Below are 17,662 nucleotides of genomic sequence, written 5' to 3' on the forward strand. Positions count from 1 at the left end.
TTCCGCGGCTGCGGCCCGGTGCCTGCCACCCTAGGCGACCCCGCTCGGGACCGCCAGGGGTTTCATCAACGTAGGTGGATATCCGGCGTGGGCGGAGCGCCCATTCCGTTGCCGATGAAGAACCCCGGGTGCGGCGGTTGGTTGTAGGCCGTGTTCTGCCACGCGATAGCCACCCGATACTGCGGGTCGTGCATCAGTGTGTAGATCCGGGTGCTGGTCGGCGTGGGTGTGCTGTAGATGCGCAACGCCCGGCTGTCGGTGGTCCGCCAGATCACCTCCTCGCGCCAGTCGCCCAGGATGTCGCCGGAGAGCGCCGGCGTGGACTTGGTGCCGTTGTTGGACGCCACCCCGCTGCCGTCGAGCAGCCGGGTCTCGCCGCCGGTGCCGTACTTGTCGATCTTCGTGCCGTCGAGCAGTTCCCGCACCGGGTCGCCGTCCCACCAGGCCAGGAAGTTGGCCGAGGACGGCTTGCGGCCCACGTTCTGCCCCCGGGTGTTGGCCAGTCCGGAGACCGCTGACGACCACGACTCCGCGCCGGGGCTGCCCGCCCAGATGTCAGCGGAGACACCCCGGCCGTTGTCCCCGGACGCCGGCGTGGACCAGAGGACCTGACCGGTACGGGCGTCGGCGAAGTAGGAGCTGGGCTTACTGGCGTCCTCGTCGACCTTGAACACCTCCAGGCCGGCGCGGCCCGGGTCCAGGTCACCGACGTGCAGGGCGTCGCCGTGACCGTTGCCCGTCGAGTGCAGCAGCCGGCCGTTGTCGTCGATGGTGGCGGCCCCGTACACGATCTCCTGGCGGCCGTCGGCGTCGACGTCGGCCACCGAGAGCTGGTGGTTGCCCTGACCGGCGGCGGCGCCGTTGCCGGAGGAGTTCGAGTCGAACGTCCAGCGCTTCGTCAGCGTGCCGTTGCGGAAGTCCCAGGCCGCGATCACCGCGCGGGTGTAGTAACCCCGCGCCATGATCAGCGAGGGGCGCTGCCCGTCCAGGTACGCGGTGCCGGCGAGGAACCGGTCCACCCGGTTGCCGTACGAGTCGCCCCAGGACGACACGGTGCCGCGCGGTGGGTCGTAGCTGACGGTGGAGGCGATCGCACCGGTCTGACCGTTGAACATGGTCAGGTACTCCGGGCCGGCGAGCACGTAGCCGCTGGAGTTGCGGTGGTCGGCCGACGACGAGCCGATGAGCTGACCGGTGCCGGAGCGGGTGCCGTCGGCGGTCTTCATGGCCACCTCGGCGCGGCCGTCGCCGTCGTAGTCGTACACCTGGAACTGGGTGTAGTGGGCGCCGGCCCGGATGTTGCGGCCCAGGTCGATCCGCCACAACCGGGTGCCGGTGAGTGTGTACGCGTCGACGTAGACGTTGCCGGTGTAGCCGGACTGGGAGTTGTCCTTGGCGTTCGACGGTTCCCACTTGAGCACGATCTCGTAGCTGTCGTCGCCGTTGAGGTCACCGACGGAGGCGTCGCTGGCGCTGTAGCTGTAGCTCTCGCCGCTCGGGGTGCTGCCCCCGGCCGGGACCTGCAACGGCACGTCCAGGTAGCCCGCGCCGAACTGCAACGCCGGCGCCGACGCCGCCTGCTCGGCGCCGCCCACCACGGCCCGCACGGTGTACGCCGAGCCGGCCGCCGCGCCGCTGTCGAGGTAGTTGGTGGCGCCGGTGATCGGGCTGGCGTTGACCCTGGTGGATCCCCGGTAGAGGTTGAACGCCACCCCGGAGGTCTCGGTGCCGAGCAGCCGCCAGGAGACCAGGTTGCCGCTGCCGGAGCGGACGCTGACCAACCCTCGGTCCAGGTTCTCCATCTGCACCACCCCGGCCGACGGTGGCGGCGTGGTCGGGGGTGGCGTGGTGGGCGGCGGGGTGGTGGGTGGCGGGGTGGTCGGCTCGTCGGTGGGTGGGGCGCCCGTGCAGGTGGTGCCGTTGAGCGCGAAGCTGCTCGGCACCGGGTTGCTGCCGGTCCACGAACCGTTGAAGCCGAACGAGGCGTTGCCGTTCGTCGCGATGGCGACGTTGTGATCGACGTTACGCGCGGTCACCTGGGCGCCGGACTGGGTGACGGCGGTGTTCCACGCCTGGGTGACCTGCTGGCCCGCGGCGTACGACCAGGTGAGGGCCCACCCGTTGACTGGGTCGCCGAGGTTGGTGACGGTGACGTTGGCGCCGAAGCCGCCCTGCCACTGGTTGGTGATCTGATAGTCGACCCGGCAGCCGACGGCGGCGGCCGAGGCGGCGACCGTGCCGAGGGTGCCGGCCACGACGGTGGCCGCCGTCGTGACGGCGAGCAGGATCAGCCGAGGTCTGGACGGGTGCATGCACTGCCTCCGGGGATCCGGTGGTGATCGCCATGACCCACCGGCCCTGCCCGGGAAGCACAGTGGACCGACCCCACCGCGACGGCGGTGGACGGCGTTCTGATCGGGGGTGAAACGCCCTGGAACTCACGGATCCGACTCACCGCGCATCGTAAGGCAAGCGCTTTCCGACACGCAACATCGATGATTGTCGCTTGCCGTGGGTCTTGCCTCCGCGATCCCTGCCTGATCAACTCGTCCGGGTGAGCGCTCACCACATGGACCCCGCCGAATTCCGTCGCGCCGGTCACGCCGTCGTCGACTGGATCGCCGACTACTGGGCGACAGTGGAGCAACGACCTGTCGCCCCGGCCGACCCCCCGGGCACGGTGGCCGCCGCACTGCCCAGTGAGCCGCCCACCACCGGCGGCGAACCGGTCGAGGCGATCCTCGCCGACCTGGACTCGATCGTCGTGCCGGGGCTGACCCACTGGCAGCACCCGGGCTTCTACGGCTACTTCCCCGGCAACACCTCCGGCCCGAGCGTGCTCGGCGACCTGGTCAGCTCCGGGCTCGGAGTCCAGGGGATGCTCTGGGCCTCCAGCCCGGCCTGCACCGAGGTGGAGACGGTGATGATGGACTGGCTGGCCCACCTGCTGGACCTGCCACAGCGGTTCCGCTCCACAGGCACCGGTGGTGGAGTCATCCAGGACTCGGCCTCCTCGGCGACGCTGGTGGCCACCCTGGCCGCGCTGCACCGGGCCAGCGGCGGCCGCTGGCGGCACACCGGCATCGACCGGCGCTACCGCGCCTACACCTCCCTCCACGGGCACTCGTCCATCGAAAAGGCGGTACGGATCGCCGGGCTGGGCAGCGACGGAATCCGGTCGATCGCTGTGGACCCGGACACCCAGGCGATGCTGCCAGGCGCGCTGCGGGCCGCCATCGAGGCCGACCTGGCCACCGGTGACGTGCCGGCCGTCGTGGTGGCGACCATCGGCACCACCTCCACCACCGCAGTCGACCCGCTGCCCGAGATCGGGGCCATCTGCGCCGAACACGGGATCTGGCTGCACGTGGACGCCGCGTACGCGGGCGCCGCCGCCGTCTGCCCCGAACTGCGGTGGACGCACGCCGGCCTGGAGTACGCCGACTCCTACTGCTTCGACCCGCACAAGTGGTTGCTCACCGGCTTCGACTGCGACGCGTTCTGGGTGGCCGACCGCGCCGAACTGATCGAGGCGCTGACCGTACTGCCGGAGTTCCTGCGCAACGCGGCCTCCGAATCCGGTGCGGTGATCGACTACCGGGACTGGCAGGTGCCGCTGGGCCGGCGGTTCCGGTCCCTCAAACTGTGGTTCGTGCTGCGCTGGTACGGCGCCGAAGGGCTGCGGGCGCACATCCGCTCCGGGGTGGCACTGGCCGAACGCTTCGCCGAGCGGGTCCGCGCCGACGACCGGTTCGAGTTGGCCGCGGCGCACCCGTTCTCACTGGTCTGCTTCCGACTACGCGCCGACGACGACACCAACGCGGCATTGCTGGCCTCGGCGAACGCCACCGGGCGGGTACACCTGACGCACACCCGCGTCGCCGGCCGCTACACGCTGCGGCTGGCGGTCGGCTCACCCCGGACCGCCGAAGCGCACATCGACGAAGCCTGGACCCTGCTCTCCGAAGCGGCCAACACCCTGCTCACTCCCTAACCCCCCCCGTTCGCCCCGCACGCGCCACGCGCCACGCGCCACGCGCCCCGCGCCCCGCGCCCCGCGCCCCGCGCCCCGCGCCCCGCGCCCCGCGCCCCGCGCCAAGATCTCCGCAACTTCCCGGATGTTGCCGCCTCCGACGCGCGGGAGACACCAACATCCCTGATATTGCGCGGATCTTGACGACGAACGCGGGCGGGCGGAACGGGATTCAGCGGGGGGCGGACGTACCCATTGCGGCGAGATCGGCCGGGACCTCTTCTTCGGCGGACGGGCCGGCAGCGGCGGCGGAGGCGGCGGCGGCGGAGGCGGAAGCGTTCGCGGCTTCGGCGCGGGCGCGGCGGGTACGGCGTAGAGCGCGCACGGCGAACACCAGGGCGGCCAGCCAGCCGGCGGCGAGGAGGACGTACAGGGCGGGGCGGACCGGACCGTCCAGTTCGGCCGAACGGATCAGGGTGCGGGCGTTGGTCAGCACGATCACGCCGCCGATTGCCGCGCCGAGCAGTTGGGCGGGCACGATTCGCACCAGCCAGGCGGCCAGCGGGGCGGCGATGAGCCCGCCGATGAGCAGCGCGGCGACAGTGGGGAGCAGGAACCCCTCCGTGCCCAGCCCGATCAGGAAGCCGACGCTGGCCGCGCCGGCCACGACGAACTCGGCGGTGTCCACCGAGCCGATCACCTTACGGGGTTCCATGCGGCCGGACACCAGCAACGCCGGGGTGGCCACCGGGCCCCACCCGCCGCCGCCGGTCGCGTCGACGAAGCCGGCGACCAGGCCCAGAGGGCTGAGGAAACGACCGCGTAGCCGCCCGCCGGCCCGGTCGGTGCGCAGTGGTCGGGCGAAGCGGACCAGGAGGTACGCGCCGAGCGTGAAGAGAATGCCGGCCATCCACGGTGCGGCGGCCTCGGTGGAGATGGAGCTGAGCACTGTCGCGCCGGCGAAGGCGCCGATCGCGCCGGGCAGGGCGATGCGGGTGACCACCCGCCAGTCGACGTTGCCGAACCGCCAGTGCGCGAACCCGGCGGCGAGCGTGGTGCCGATCTCGGCCAGGTGCACCGAGGCCGAGGCGGCGGCCGGGGCGACCCCGGCGACCAGCAGCAGGGTGGAGGAGGTCAAGCCGTACGCCATGCCGAGCGAACCATCGATCAGTTGCGCGACGAGCCCGACCAGAGCGAGGACCAACAGCTTGCGCACGAGCGCCCCCTGACTTTTCGGCATCTCCTATCGACTTGGTCGACAATGCGGGATGGGGCAGTCAGGGTCAAGCCCCCGATCGGTGGATGGGACGCGGCGGGGCGGTGCGCGAGGTCAGCGACCAGGTGCCGTGGGGCCAGCGAGCGAGCCGGCGATCAGATCCAGGCGCGTGGGTCGGCGGCCAGCTCGGTGACACGCGCGGGCAGGGTGCCGGCGGCCACGTCGGCGACGCTGACCAGTTCCAGGATCTCCCGCTCGCTTGCTCGCAGCGCGATCCAGACCTCCTGGAGGGCGTGCGCCGGGCCGTGGTATCCGAGCTGCTCGGGGCGCTGCCCGCGTACGTGGGCGAGAGGCCCGTCGATCACCCGGATGACCTCGGCGAGGGAGATCTCCTCGGCCGGGCGGGCCAGCCAGTAGCCGCCCTCCGGGCCGCGCTGGGCGTGCACGATGCCGCCCCGGCGCAGCTGGAGAAGGATGCTCTCCAGGAACTTCGGCGGGATCTCCTGGGCGCGGGCGATCTGATCGGCCGTGACCGGCCGGCCGCGCCCGGGGCCGCTGGCCGTCGCGGCAAGCTCGGCGGCCGCGCGGAGGGCATAGTCGACCCGGGCGGAGAGGCGCATGTCGGCAAGGTTAGTCCCTGGTCAACCGGGCGGGCGGCCGACCCTCGGCCGATCGGCCACGCATCGATGGAAAGTGGCCCTGCCGGCGCCCGTCCGGGCCGCCGGCAGGGCCGGTGAACGGCCGCCGGCAGGGCCGGTGAAGTAGCTCATGATCCACGGCACGGTGGCGGCCGAAATGCCGGTCCGGAGCGTCCCTATGCTGGGCGTGAGAACGAATGTCTGGCCATTTGCCCGGCCGCCAGCAACATATTGATAAACACCCGGGTTGTGCTCGGGGGGAAGGCAACACGATGACCGATATCGCCACCCGCACCTGGGACGGCATGACCATCCCGGTGGCCGGCACCTATCTTCTCGATCAGGCGCACAAGCGGATCGGTTTCCTGTCCCGGCACATGATGGTGAGCCCGGTACGCGGCGAGTTCGCCGAGGCCACCGCCCAGATCTACGTGGCGGAGGACCCGCTGCTCTCCTCGGTGACGGCCACCATCATGTCGGCGAGCATCACCACCGGAAGCGTCGACCGGGACACGCATCTGAAGAGTGCCGACTTCCTCGACGTGGAGCGTTTTCCCACCCTTGAATATCGAAGCACCGGCATCAAATGGCAGGGCAACGAGGACCCCATATTCCAGTGGGCGCGTCTGCGCAACCATCGGCTGGGCGGACGAGGCCGGAGTCACATTGTTCCGCCGCAGTCCGACGGTATTCCCGGACGATTCGTCCTCACCGGTGAGCTGACGGTGAAGGGAATCACCCGGGCCGTCGACCTGGCGGTGAATTTCGGTGGTGCCCGTCAGGATCCGTACGGGCAGAACATCTTCGGTTTCAGCGCGACGGCCGAGATGAACCGTGAGGACTACGGCCTGCTCTGGAATGTCGTCCTGGAGAGCGGCGGGGTGCTGGTCGGCAAGACGGTGCAGATCGAGATCGCCGGGGAGGCCATCCACCAGGCCTGACGCGCCTCATCCCCGCCAGAGGCCTGGCGGGGATGAGTGACAGCTGACTGGCGGGATGGACGAGAGCGTCAGGCGCCGACGCGGCGCAGCAGACCCTCCTGGACGGCGCTGGCGATCTGCCGGCCGTCGGTGGTGAACATCCGGCCGGTGGCCAGCCCACGCGCGCCGGACGCCGACGGGCTCAGGCAGTCGTAGAGGAACCACTCGTCGGCCCGGAACGGCCTGTGGAACCAGAGCGCGTGGTCCAGGCTCGCGCCGACCAACCCGCCCGGCCCCCACACCTCGCCGTGTGCGGAGAGCACCGAGTCCAGCAGGGTGAGGTCCGAGGCGTAGGTGAGCGCACAGGCGTGCAGCAGGGGGTCGTCGGGCAGTTTGCCGTCGATGCGCATCCAGACGCGCTGGTGCGGGTCGGCGGGCCGGTCGCCGGGGCGGACCCAGCCGGGCTCACCCACGTAGCGCACGTCGATCGGTCGCGGGATCTGACCCCAGATGCCCAGCCGCTCCGGGTAGCGGGAGAGCCTGTCGGTCATCGTCGGCACGTCCTGCGGCGGGGGTACGTCCAGCGGGGCCGGAGCCTGGTGGTCCAGGCCCTCCTCGGCCCGCTGGAACGACGCCGACATGAAGAAGATCGGCTTCCCGTGCTGGAGGGCGACGGCGCGGCGGACCGAGAAGGACCGGCCGTCGCGGATGTTCTCCACCTCGTACGCGATCGGTTCGACCGGGTCGCCGGGGCGGACGAAGTAGCCGTGCAGGGAGTGCACGAACCGCTCCGGGTCGACGGTGCGGCCGGCGGCGACCAGGGCCTGACCGGCGACCTGGCCGCCGTACACCCGTTGTGGGCCGACCGGGGGGCTCATCCCCCGGAAGGTCATCTCGCCGGTCGGGTCGAGGTCCAGGACTTCCAGCAGCTGGTCCACCGCCGCCTGGCCGACCGCGACCCGACCGTCGCTCACTGCAGCGCCCGCGCCGACGCGGCGTCGACCAGCGAGCCGAGCTGGTGTACGCGCAGCGTGTTGGTCGAGCCGGGGGTGCCGGGCGGGCTACCCGCCACGATCACCACGTAGTCACCGGGGTTGGCCCGGTCGAGGCCGAGCAGCGCCTGGTCGACCTGGCGGAACATGTCGTCGGTGTGCTGCACGAACGGCATCAGGAAGGTCTCCACGCCCCAGGTGAGGGCGAGCTGGTCGCGCACCTCGGGGACCGGCGTGAAGGCCAGCAGCGGCAGGTCGCAGTGCAGGCGGGACAGCCGTCGCACGGTGTCGCCGGTCTGCGAGAAGGCGACGAGTGCCTTGGCGTTGATGGCCCGGGCGATCGACGAGGCGGCGACGGTGAGGGCGCCACCGTGGGTACGCGGGTCGTGCTGCAACCGCGGCACCCCGATCGAACCGGCCTCGGTGGTCGTCACGATCTTGGCCATGGTGCTGACGGTGAGCACCGGGTACTTGCCGACGCTGGTCTCGCCGGAGAGCATCACCGCGTCGGCGCCGTCGAGCACCGCGTTGGCGACGTCGGAGGCCTCCGCCCGGGTGGGGCGGGAGTTCTCGATCATGGAGTCGAGCATCTGGGTGGCCACGATGACGGGCTTGGCGTTCTCCCGGCACAGCTGCACGGCGCGCTTCTGCACCAGCGGGACCTCGTCCAGCGGCATCTCGACGCCGAGGTCACCACGGGCGACCATGACACCGTCGAAGGCCAGCACGATGGCCTCCAGGTGCTCCACCGCCTCCGGCTTCTCGACCTTGGCGAGCACCGGGCGGAACACGCCCTCCTCGGCCATGATGTTGTGGACGAGCTTGATGTCCTCGGCGGAGCGGACGAAGGACAGCGCCACCAGGTCGACGCCGAGCCCCAGGGAGAAGCGCAGGTCCTCGGCGTCCTTGTCCGACATGGCGGGCACGCTGACCGCCACGTTGGGCAGCGACACGCCCTTGTTGTTGGAGACCGGGCCGCCCTCGGTGACGAGGCAGCGGATGTCGTTGCCGGTGACGTCGGTGACCTCGACGGCGACCCGACCGTCGTCGATCAGCAGCCGGTCGCCGGGCTTCACCTCGTGGGGCAGCTTCGTGTAGGTGCAGGAGACCCGATCCTTGGTGCCGATGACGTCGTCGCCAGTGATGACGACCGAGTCACCGGTGCGCCACTCGTGGGGGCCGTCGGCGAACCGACCGAGCCGGATCTTGGGACCTTGCAGGTCGGCGAGGACGGCGACCGGCTTACCCGCCGCCTCCGATGCCTCCCGGACCAGTCGATAGACCGCCTCGTGGTCGGCGTGGCTGCCGTGGCTGAAGTTGAGCCTCGCCACGTTCATGCCGGCCTCGACAAGACCCCGGATGCGCTCCGGGGACGAGGTGGCGGGTCCAAGAGTGCAGACGATCTTCGCGCGGCGTGTCACGCCCATCAGGCTAGTCTCTCCTTCAGGTCGGACTCGGGGCCGACCCCTTGCAGGCAGTGGAACAGTTGTCCAACGACGCGCGGTGCGCGTCGGGCCGGCGGGCGGAACCGCACCGGGAACGTTGTGGCGACGGGCATCAGCGACCGCGCGCCGGGAATCGTACGCCTCCGGTGGCGTGCGCTGTCGGGGTGCTCCCGGCGGCGGCCCACTCCGAGTGGCCCGACGGCGGTCGGTGGCGGCTCATTCCGGGGGTACCGAGGGCGGCAGGGTGGGCACCGCGTGGAGCAGGTCGCGGGGGTCGTAGCGGCGCTTGGCGTGGCGCAGCCGCGCCCAGTTCGCGCCGTAGGCGAGCCGGACCCGGTCGGTCTCCTCCGGGGCGAGCAGGTTGGGGTAACCACCGGGCAGGGCGTGCGGGGCGAGTGCCGCGGAGGTCCGCTCGGCCCACTCGCGGTGCGGGCCGACCTCGTCGCCGGGCGCCCACACCGCGATGACCTCGGTCATCAGGTGGTCGGTGCGCAGGCCGAACGCCGTGTCGGCGGGTCGGACCCGGCTGGCCGCGCCGTGGAAGTGGTGCACTGCCAGCGCGGAGAACGGCGAGGTGACCTGCCGGGCCGCGTTGACGAGCGTGTCAACGGTGCCGTCGGTGAGCGCGGGCAACCACCGGGTCCGCAGCAGGTAGTGGTTGCCGTCGACCATTCCGCCGTCGAACATCCGCAGCGCGTCCGCGTAGGGCATCGGGCCGATCTGGTCGACCAGTGGGGTGCCCAGCGCCCGCAGCCGGTCCATCCACGGCGCCCCGGCGGCCAGGTCCGGGCCGCTGTAGAACGGACACACGAAGATCACCGGCTCGCCGGCCGGGCCGGGCAGGAAGCCGGCCATCACTGTCAGCTCGTCCGGGGCCTCGGCGACCAGCGCGCCGTAGCCGCGCAGCACGGACGGCGCCTCGGAGAGCGCGAACATGATCATGCCAGCCAGGACGCCGGGCAGCCGGTGCGCGCGGAAGCGCAGCTCGGTGACGATGCCGAGGTTCCCACCGCCGCCGCGCAGCGCCCAGTACAGCTCGGCGTCGTGGCGGGGGTCGGCGGTGACCCGACGGCCGTCGGCGAGAACCACCTCCGCGCCGAGCAGACTGTCCAGGGCCAGACCGAACCGACCGCAGAGCGGGCCGTACCCGCCGGCGAGGGTGAGCCCGGCCATCCCCACGGCGCCGACCACGCCGGTGGGGACCACCAGGTCGTACGGGCGGGCGGCGGCGAGCAACTCGGCCGCCGTGGTGCCACCGCCGATGGTCACCGTGGCGTTGTCCGGGTCGACCTCGACGGCGTGCAGCCCGGTCAGGTCGAGCACCAGAGCGCCGTCGCGCAGCGCCCGGCCGGCCCAGTCGTGCCCTCCGGAGCGGACCGAGACGGGCAGGTGACACCGGGCGGCGATTCGGACCGACCCGGCCACCTCGTCGGCGTCCCGGCACCGGGCGACCAGCGCGGGCGTGCGCGCCACGGCGCCGTTCCAGAGCCGGGTGGTGGTGGCGTAACCGGGGTCGCCCGGCTCGTGCAGCCGGTCGCCGAGCAGGGCACGCAGTCGGGCGGCGGCGGACGCGACATCGGGGGTGGCGGCGGAGAGCATGGCGACTCCTCGACCGGGGCCGACCCACGACACCGGGTACGCCCCGGCGGCGGCCCGCGCTGGGCGCGACCGTAGCACCGGCAGGCGGGCGAGCGCCGTCACCATCACGACAGCCACCGATGGGCCGGCGGCTCAGCTGCCCGCCTTGACCAGCGGGAACTCCAGGGAACCGGCCGGGCAGAGGAAGGTGAGCACCTCCACCCGGTAGAGCCCGGCCTGCACCGCCGGGTCGGCCTCCAGCACGCTGCGCACATCGTCGACGCTGCCGGTGCGGGCCAGCCCGAAGCCGATCGGCGGATCGGGCTCGCGCGCCGGCCCGTCCACTGAGCCGGCGACCAGGACGATGCCGCGTCGCTGCAGCGCCTGCATGTGTTCGGCGTGCTCGGCCTGCAACCGCTGCACGGTCTCCGCGGGCAGGGCCCGCCCGGCCGCGCCGGGGTAGATCACGATGCACTCGTACGTGTCGAGCGCGAAGTTGACCTGCGGCACTCCCATGGGTGCTCCCTCCGCCGTCGCGCCGGAACGCACCGGCTCCGGCCAGCGTCGCACGGACACCCCTGTCGTACCGGGCGCTTCCCGGCAACTCGGCTCGACGCGCCGACGGGGTGTCCGCGCCCACAGTCGGCCGACCAGCGGCATGAGGGCGGGGTTCCGGGGGATGATCCATCAGTGGCGGGTGGGCTCTTCACGCCCGCGCTGTCCACGCCCGCCACGACGAGACGATTGGGGATCGGGCAATGGCGACAAATATCAGTGAGCAGCCCGCGAAGGCGTCCGGCACGTACCGGATCGGTGGCGACGTCACCGTCAACCGGCTCGGCTACGGGGCCATGCAGATCACCGGCCCGGGTGTCTGGGGTGACCCGAAGGACCCGGCCGAGGCGGTTCGCGTGCTGCGCCGCGCGGTCGAGCTGGGCGTGACGTTCATCGACACGGCCGACTCGTACGGGCCGTTCGTGTCGGAGTTGCTGATCCGGGAGGCTCTGCACCCGTACGCCGACGACCTGGTGATCGCGACCAAGGCCGGGCTGAGCCGCTCCGGCCCCGGCGACTGGCGGGCGCTGGGCCGCCCGGAGTACCTGCGCCAGCAGTGCGAGCTGAGCCTGCGTCACCTCGGCCTGGACAGCATCCCGCTGTACCAGTTGCACCGGATCGACCCGAAGGTGCCGCTCGCCGACCAGCTGGGTGAGCTGGCCCTGCTGCGCGAGGAAGGCAAGATCCAGCACATCGGGCTGTCCGAGGTGAGCGTCGCGCAGATCGAGGAGTCCCGGGCGATCACCACGATCGCGTCGGTGCAGAACCTGTACAACCTCGCCAACCGCAGCGCCGAGGACGTGCTGGAGTTCTGCGAGCGCAACGACCTCGCGTTCATCCCGTGGTTCCCGATCGCGACCGGTGAGCTGGCCCGCCCGGGCGGCCCGCTGGACGCCATCTCCAACGCGCACGGCGCGTCGCCCGCGCAGCTCGCGCTGGCCTGGCTGCTGCGCCGCTCGCCGGTGATGCTGCCGATTCCCGGTACGTCCTCGGTAGCGCACCTGGAGGAGAACGTGGGCGCCGCCGACGTGCGGCTCACCGACGACGAGTTCGAGGCGCTCGCCAAGGCGAGCTGACCCGCCGCTCCGGACGCCGTCGGGTCACCCGGCGGTGCCTGAACCCGGAGATCCCGGACGCCGTCGGTTCAGCCGGCGGCGTCCGGACCGGGCGCGGAACCAGGCTCCGGACCGGGCTCCCGGGCGGCGCGCAGCGCCTCCGTCGCCTGGGCCAGCAGGCGAGCGGAGTCGGTCCGCCCGCTCACCTGCAACTCCACCTCGGCATCCCCGGTCTGGATCCGGATGCTGGCCTCGGTGCGCTGCTGGTCGACCCAGGACTGCAACAGGTTGAACAGTCCCGGAAGCAGTCCCTGGGCCAGCACCGCGATGATCACCGCGTCGCTGAACCCCGGCCGGCCCCCGCCGCCACCGGACGCCCGGACCACCGGCCGGTACTCGGGGTGGCGGTGGATCCAGGTCAGCAGGTCGACCGACGACGGCTGACGCTGCCGGGGGTTGATGGTCAGCCGGACGGGCAGCCGGGCTGCGGTATCGCTGTCGGTCACTGTCAGTCTCCCGATGAGTCGGCGGCAGGTCGGAAGGTCACGGTGTCCCCGTCGGCGGTGGCGACGCCGGTCACTCTCAACCCGTCCTCGTCCTTGAACGGTGAGCTGCCGCCGAAGTAGGTGGTGGTGCCGCTGACCTGCACCTTGCCCTGGGTCTCGTACGGGGTGGAGACCTGCGCACTGTTCGGGCCGGTGAGTTCGACGGCGAGCTTCGGGTACTCCAGGATCTTCCAGGTGACCTTCTGCGTGGAGCCGCCGTAGTAGCGGAACGGGCAGCCCGGCGGGGCGGCGACCGTCTGCTTGGCGCACTCGTCCAACCAGACGCGTACGCGGGCCTCGACGGCCTCGATCGCCGCCGGCTTGAGCACCGGGGCCAGTTGCAGGACGGCGGCGGTCTCCCCCGGGCCGACCAGCACTGTCGCGCTCGGCGTCTCGCTGAGCGCACTGGACGGGCCGGTCGCGGTGTAGCCGCCGGGCAGCAGCACCAGTCGCGGACCCTCGGTGGCGACCGGCAACTCCACACCGTTGAGCCGTACCCCGGGGTCGGCGATCACGGTGTTGAGCGGGATCGGCCCACCCCTCACCCGCCAGCCGTGGAACAACCCGGCAGTGGTCTCGCCAGTGCGGAACAGGGTGAGGGTGGTGGTCTCCCGCACGTCACCCAGCCGGTACGCCACAGTGGCGGTGGCGCTGTCGCCGTCGCGCTCCAACGAGCTGATCTCGACGTCGGTCGGCGGTTGGTAGCCCTTGCCGCGCAACAGTTGAGCGAGCAGCTTGGTGTCGGTGTCGCTGCCCTGGCCGGTCAGGTAGCCGAGTGCGGCCTCGCTGTCCCGGTCGGCGAGCGCGGAGAAGTAGCCGTCGATCGCCGCCTGGGGCCGGAAGAACGCCCACTGCACCACGCCGAGCCCGCTGGTGCCGAGGCAGGCGACCACTGTGAGGGCGCCGACCAGCAGCCAGGTGCGGCGGGTGCCGACCGGGCCGGCGGAGTTGAACAGCCCATCGACGGTGACGGGCTGGGCCGCCCCGTCGGGCGCGCCGGCCAGCGACGCCCGCTCCAGAGCGTCGAGCCGCAGCTCGTGCGGCGGGTGTGTGGCGCAGACCGCCTCGTCCCAGCCGCTGCGCCCGGTTTCGAAGGACAGCCGCCGTTCCAGGATGCGTCGCAGCCCGTCGACGTGCCCGGTGAGCACCGCGCCGAGGTCGGCCCGGTACTCGGCCGCCCGCACGTCGCGGGCGTGCAGTGGCAGCACCACGTACCGCATGGTGAGCAGGATCGGCCAGAAGAACACGAAGACCACGAAGTTGGTGCCCGGGTGCGGGAACGTCCGCATCAGCCAGGTCGGCAGGGCGTGCGCGAGGGTCAGCGGCAGGCCGACGCCGCGGACGAAGGCGCTGGTGATCTCGTCCCCGGTGCGCCAGTGCACCAGTTCGTGGCTGAGCAGCGCGGCCACCTCGTCGTCCGGTTCGGTCAGCACGGCGGTGGTGACCACCACGTGCCGGGCGTACGTCCGGGCGTTGCTCACTACCGGGTCGTCCTCCATGAGCAGTCGGGGCACGCTGGGCAGGCCGAGCCGTCGGGCGCAGTCGTCGAGCATGGGGCGCAGGCGCGCGTACTCGCGGCGGCTGGGCTGGCGCGCACCCGAGACGACCAGCAGGCGTGGTTCGAGCAGCACCCGGTAGAGCGTGTAGAGGACCCCGATCAGCGCCGCCGCGATGACAGTGCCGATCAGGCCGGTGAGCAGCGCGAAGGGTTCGTCGGCGACGCCCATCCAGGGCAGGGCCAGCACGGCGAGGAAGCCGACCAGGAAGCCGATGGCGAAGCCGGCCACGCCGCCGAGCAGCCCGCCGGAGCGGGTCAGGAACGCCTCGACCAGGGAGCCGATCAGCGGGGCGTCGCGCAGCACCTGGGGCACCTGGTCGTCGGCGCCGGTCCCGACGGCGAAGAGCCCGACGATGCCGAACAGGAGACCGCCCCAGAACGCCAGGAGCAGCGCGACCGGCAGGTAGAACCAGGTGGCGACGAACGCGCCGAGCACGCCGCGCCAGTCCCGCAGGATTCCGGCGCGCAGCCAGACCAGCGCGCTGGGGTAGCCCGGTGGGCGGTCGGCGAACCCGCCGGTGGGCGGCGGGGTGTCGGCCGACGGCGGTTGGGCGGCCCGGACGTCGAGCTGCGGCACGGTCGGCGGGGTGTTCTCCGGCGGCACTGTGGGCGGCTCGGTCATGAGCGCTGCTCCTTCTCGGAGGATGGCGTCCACTGTCGGGAATGGACAGCCGGAGCAGGCTATCGAGGACATCTGATGTCTGCCACACCGTTCGGGAGGATCGTCGCGCACCCGACACTCAGCGTCGCGGGTCCGGTGCGGCGGTCCCCTCCGGGACCGCCGCACCGGAGCTGGTCAGAGCGCTAGGCAGTTGGGTCGCACCGGGCCGTCGACCAGGGCGCCCCGCACGATGGTGTACGCCGTGCCGTCGAGCACCAGACCGAGGTGCCCCACCACCCGAAGCGGGCAGTACGCCTGGATCAGCACGTTCGTCGCACCGTCGTTGACGGCGGCGTTTCCGGTCGGCCGGACCAGCTCGTCCTGCAAGGTGCGGATGGTGGTGTAGCGCACGGCGCCCGGGGTGTCGTCGCCGGCGTTGAGGTCGGCGAGGAACGCCGAGCCGATGGTCATCTGCTGGCAGGCCACGACGCCGGCGCAGCTGCCCAGGCCCAGGAACGCCACAATGTTGGCGACGTACGTGCCGTACTGCGGTGTGCCCAGGCTGACGTACCGGCCGACGGTGGCGGTGCCGCCGAGCCGCTTGAGGTAGTACCGGCTGACCAGGCCCCCTTCGGAGTGGGCGACGACGTCCACTGTCGCCGCGCCGGTGCTGGCGCGTACCTGGTTGACGTAGCCGGCGAACGCGCGGGCCGAGGTGGGGATGTCGCCGAGGCCCAGCCCGGGCAGTTGGTAGATGAAGGTGCGGTAGCCGTCGGCGCGTAGGCGGGCGGCGATCGGCTCGTACGCGACGGCGATGCCGCTGAGCCCGCCGACCACGATGACGGGGTTGGCCGCCGCGGCGGCCAAGGGTGCCGTGGGGGCGGCGGTGGCCGGGACGGGAGAGGCGGGGGCGGCGGTCGCCGTGGCGGCGGACGCGAGCAGCGCGGCGGTGGCGAGGGCCAGGACGAGGGCGGTCTTTCGGAGCAGCATGGCTGCACCTCCGGGGGGAGGCACCCGGCGAACCGGGCAGGTGGGTGGGGGTTCCGGTCGACCGTGCGACGATCATCCCCGCAACAATTTAGAAACGTCAATGACTTGTTACGCGCCGGTAACCCGTTGTTCCGGCGGGGGCGTAAACGGTCATACCGCCACGCTCCATATCGGACACCGACGGTGGCTGGCATGCTGTGGCCGTGGCTGTCGACGAACCCACCGAGCGCGAGCTGCGGGTGATGCCGTGGTGGCTGGTCCTGGTCGGCCTGCTGGTCGCCGTCGCCCTGGGCTGGCTGGTGCTGGATCTGCTGCTCACCGAGGCCGACCGGGCGAGCCAACCGGACACCCGCGCCACTTTGCGCATCGACGCGATCCGCACCGGACTGACCGTCGTCGCCGGCACCGGCGGAGGGCTCGCGCTGCTGCTCGCCGCCCGCCGCCAGTGGATCGCCGAACGCGCGCAGCGGCACCAGGAGAGCGTCGCCGCCCGGGACCAGGTACACCGCGACCGGGTGCAGGCGCACGCCGAGACGGTGGCCGAGGCCGCGCAGCGCCACCAGGACCGGCAGTCCGGGGCCGCCGAACACGACGCGGCGGAGCGTCGGCTGACCGAGCTCTACACCCGGGCGGTCGAGCTGCTCGGCAACGACAGCGCGGCGGTACGCCTCGGCGGCCTGCACGCGTTGGAGCGCCTCGGCCAGGACAATCCGGGGCAGCGCCCGACGATTGCGGCGGTGCTCTGCGCGTACCTCCGAATGCCGGCGCCCGACGGCGATCCGCGCGAGACGGAGGTCCGGCGCAGCGCGCAGCGCGTGCTCACCCGGCACCTGCGCGCGGACGACGCGGCCCACTGGCCGGAGGTAGTGCTGGACCTGACCGGTGCCGCGCTCGTCGACTTCGACGCCACGGGCTGCACGCTGGTCGACGCGAACTTCACCGAGACGGCGTTCACCGGTACGACCACCTTCGCGGGCGCGACGGCGCGCGGGCGTCTGCTGCTCGGGGCGGCGACCTTCGGCGACGTGGTCTTCGAGGGGCTCGCGGCCGACGGCGAGGTCATTCTCGACGGCGTTCGCGTCGGCGGTACGGCCAGCTTCGACGACGCCGCGTTCTCCGACGGCCTGTCCTGTCGGCGTGCCAGCTTCGCCGGCCCGACCTCATTCCGCCGGGTGACCTTCGGTCAGCCGACCAGCTTCGACGCGACCCGCTTCGAGGACACCACCACGTTCCGGGAGGCCGTCTTCGACGGCGCCCTGTCGATGGAGCACACCGAGTTCGGCCGGTCGGCCGGCTTCCACTCCGTCCGTTTCACGAACATGGCACTGTTCCGCTGGACGGTGTTCGGCGCGGAGGCGCTATTCGACAGGGCCCGCTTCGTCGACGCCGCGAACTTCGGCCGGGCCCGGTTCCACGGCATGGCCAGCTTCCGCGACACACAGTTCAGCCGGCCACCCCAGGTCGAGCAGGCCCGGGCGGTGACCGATCCCGGTCACCGTTGGCCGGCGGGCACGACGGCAGAACCCCTCGACGACGAGTGGCTGCTGCTGGTCGACTGCTGACCGGCCGAACAGGCGTCAGCGCGACGCGGCAGGT

At 72.0% G+C, this 17,662-nt stretch carries 14 protein-coding genes; 4 read left to right on the forward strand and 10 right to left on the reverse strand.

The features are described 5' to 3' along the window. Positions 1 to 65 precede the first annotated feature (65 nt). Positions 66 to 2,312, reverse strand: coding sequence for a rhamnogalacturonan lyase family protein (locus IW249_RS33740; protein ID WP_196924476.1), 2,247 nt, complete (start codon positions 2,310 to 2,312; stop codon positions 66 to 68). 242 nt (positions 2,313 to 2,554) lie between these two features. On the opposite strand from IW249_RS33740, the gene IW249_RS33745 reads away from it, so the two are divergent. Further along, on the forward strand, positions 2,555 to 3,994 hold the full coding sequence (locus IW249_RS33745) for a pyridoxal-dependent decarboxylase (RefSeq protein ID WP_307788796.1): 1,440 nt from the start codon (positions 2,555 to 2,557) through the stop codon (positions 3,992 to 3,994). Positions 3,995 to 4,205: 211 nt separating this feature from the next. On the opposite strand, the gene IW249_RS33750 is transcribed toward IW249_RS33745, so the two are convergent. Both IW249_RS33750 and IW249_RS33755 read right to left on the reverse strand, forming a co-directional pair. After that, a complete protein-coding gene (locus tag IW249_RS33750) occupies positions 4,206 to 5,189 on the reverse strand; it encodes a sulfite exporter TauE/SafE family protein (RefSeq protein ID WP_196924477.1) in 984 nt (327 codons plus the stop codon). A gap of 155 nt (positions 5,190 to 5,344) precedes the next feature. Beyond that, positions 5,345 to 5,809, reverse strand: coding sequence for an RrF2 family transcriptional regulator (locus IW249_RS33755; protein WP_091407884.1), 465 nt, complete (start codon positions 5,807 to 5,809; stop codon positions 5,345 to 5,347). 290 nt (positions 5,810 to 6,099) lie between these two features. Here IW249_RS33755 and IW249_RS33760 point away from each other — a divergent pair, with 290 nt between their 5' ends. Continuing rightward, complete coding sequence (locus IW249_RS33760; protein ID WP_196925096.1) at positions 6,100 to 6,768, forward strand: YceI family protein; 669 nt, start codon at positions 6,100 to 6,102, stop codon at positions 6,766 to 6,768. 68 nt (positions 6,769 to 6,836) lie between these two features. Here the strand turns inward: IW249_RS33760 and IW249_RS33765 are convergent, their stop codons facing one another. The 4 genes from IW249_RS33765 to IW249_RS33780 form a co-directional block, all read right to left on the reverse strand. Further along, on the reverse strand, positions 6,837 to 7,721 hold the full coding sequence (locus IW249_RS33765; RefSeq protein WP_196924479.1) for an acyl-CoA thioesterase: 885 nt from the start codon (positions 7,719 to 7,721) through the stop codon (positions 6,837 to 6,839). Beyond that, positions 7,718 to 9,166, reverse strand: a complete 1,449-nt coding sequence (pyk, locus tag IW249_RS33770) for a pyruvate kinase (RefSeq protein WP_196924481.1) — start codon at positions 9,164 to 9,166, stop codon at positions 7,718 to 7,720. Before pyk ends, IW249_RS33765 begins: the two co-directional genes overlap by 4 nt. Positions 9,167 to 9,400: 234 nt before the next feature. Then, positions 9,401 to 10,783 (reverse strand): FAD-binding oxidoreductase, encoded by a 1,383-nt coding sequence (locus tag IW249_RS33775; RefSeq protein WP_196924482.1) that lies wholly within the window; start codon positions 10,781 to 10,783, stop codon positions 9,401 to 9,403. A 132-nt stretch (positions 10,784 to 10,915) separates the two neighbouring features. Beyond that, the gene (locus IW249_RS33780) at positions 10,916 to 11,278 is read right to left on the reverse strand and encodes a YciI family protein (RefSeq protein WP_091407872.1); all 363 of its coding nucleotides are present in this window, start codon (positions 11,276 to 11,278) and stop codon (positions 10,916 to 10,918) included. Positions 11,279 to 11,520: 242 nt separating this feature from the next. On the opposite strand from IW249_RS33780, the gene IW249_RS33785 reads away from it, so the two are divergent. After that, positions 11,521 to 12,393, forward strand: a complete 873-nt coding sequence (locus tag IW249_RS33785) for an aldo/keto reductase (protein ID WP_196924484.1) — start codon at positions 11,521 to 11,523, stop codon at positions 12,391 to 12,393. A gap of 68 nt (positions 12,394 to 12,461) precedes the next feature. Here the strand turns inward: IW249_RS33785 and IW249_RS33790 are convergent, their stop codons facing one another. From IW249_RS33790 to IW249_RS33800, 3 genes are all read right to left on the reverse strand, one after another. Further along, complete coding sequence (locus IW249_RS33790; RefSeq protein ID WP_196924486.1) at positions 12,462 to 12,878, reverse strand: effector-associated constant component EACC1; 417 nt, start codon at positions 12,876 to 12,878, stop codon at positions 12,462 to 12,464. 2 nt (positions 12,879 to 12,880) lie between these two features. Beyond that, positions 12,881 to 15,097 (reverse strand): M48 family metalloprotease, encoded by a 2,217-nt coding sequence (locus tag IW249_RS33795; protein ID WP_196924488.1) that lies wholly within the window; start codon positions 15,095 to 15,097, stop codon positions 12,881 to 12,883. A 174-nt stretch (positions 15,098 to 15,271) separates the two neighbouring features. Then, positions 15,272 to 16,066 (reverse strand): lipase family alpha/beta hydrolase, encoded by a 795-nt coding sequence (locus tag IW249_RS33800; protein WP_196924489.1) that lies wholly within the window; start codon positions 16,064 to 16,066, stop codon positions 15,272 to 15,274. Between the two features lie 203 nt (positions 16,067 to 16,269). On the opposite strand from IW249_RS33800, the gene IW249_RS35130 reads away from it, so the two are divergent. Then, positions 16,270 to 17,628: a pentapeptide repeat-containing protein gene (locus IW249_RS35130; protein WP_196924491.1), complete on the forward strand. Its 1,359-nt coding sequence runs from the start codon at positions 16,270 to 16,272 to the stop codon at positions 17,626 to 17,628. Positions 17,629 to 17,662 lie beyond the last annotated feature (34 nt).

The organism is Micromonospora vinacea (genome assembly GCF_015751785.1).
GTDB classification, from domain to species: Bacteria; Actinomycetota; Actinomycetes; order Mycobacteriales; family Micromonosporaceae; genus Micromonospora; species Micromonospora vinacea.

Bases quoted from the DNA above. Each gene is read 5' to 3' on its own strand.
- IW249_RS33740 (WP_196924476.1), bottom strand. From the start codon at position 2,312: ATGCACCCGTCCAGACCTCGGCTGATCCTGCTCGCCGTCACGACGGCG.
- IW249_RS33755 (WP_091407884.1), bottom strand. From the start codon at position 5,809: ATGCGCCTCTCCGCCCGGGTCGACTATGCCCTCCGCGCGGCCGCCGAG.
- IW249_RS33760 (WP_196925096.1), top strand. From the start codon at position 6,100: ATGACCGATATCGCCACCCGCACCTGGGACGGCATGACCATCCCGGTG.
- pyk (WP_196924481.1), bottom strand. From the start codon at position 9,166: ATGGGCGTGACACGCCGCGCGAAGATCGTCTGCACTCTTGGACCCGCC.
- IW249_RS33775 (WP_196924482.1), bottom strand. From the start codon at position 10,783: ATGCTCTCCGCCGCCACCCCCGATGTCGCGTCCGCCGCCGCCCGACTG.
- IW249_RS33780 (WP_091407872.1), bottom strand. From the start codon at position 11,278: ATGGGAGTGCCGCAGGTCAACTTCGCGCTCGACACGTACGAGTGCATC.
- IW249_RS33785 (WP_196924484.1), top strand. From the start codon at position 11,521: ATGGCGACAAATATCAGTGAGCAGCCCGCGAAGGCGTCCGGCACGTAC.
- IW249_RS33795 (WP_196924488.1), bottom strand. From the start codon at position 15,097: ATGACCGAGCCGCCCACAGTGCCGCCGGAGAACACCCCGCCGACCGTG.
- IW249_RS33800 (WP_196924489.1), bottom strand. From the start codon at position 16,066: ATGCTGCTCCGAAAGACCGCCCTCGTCCTGGCCCTCGCCACCGCCGCG.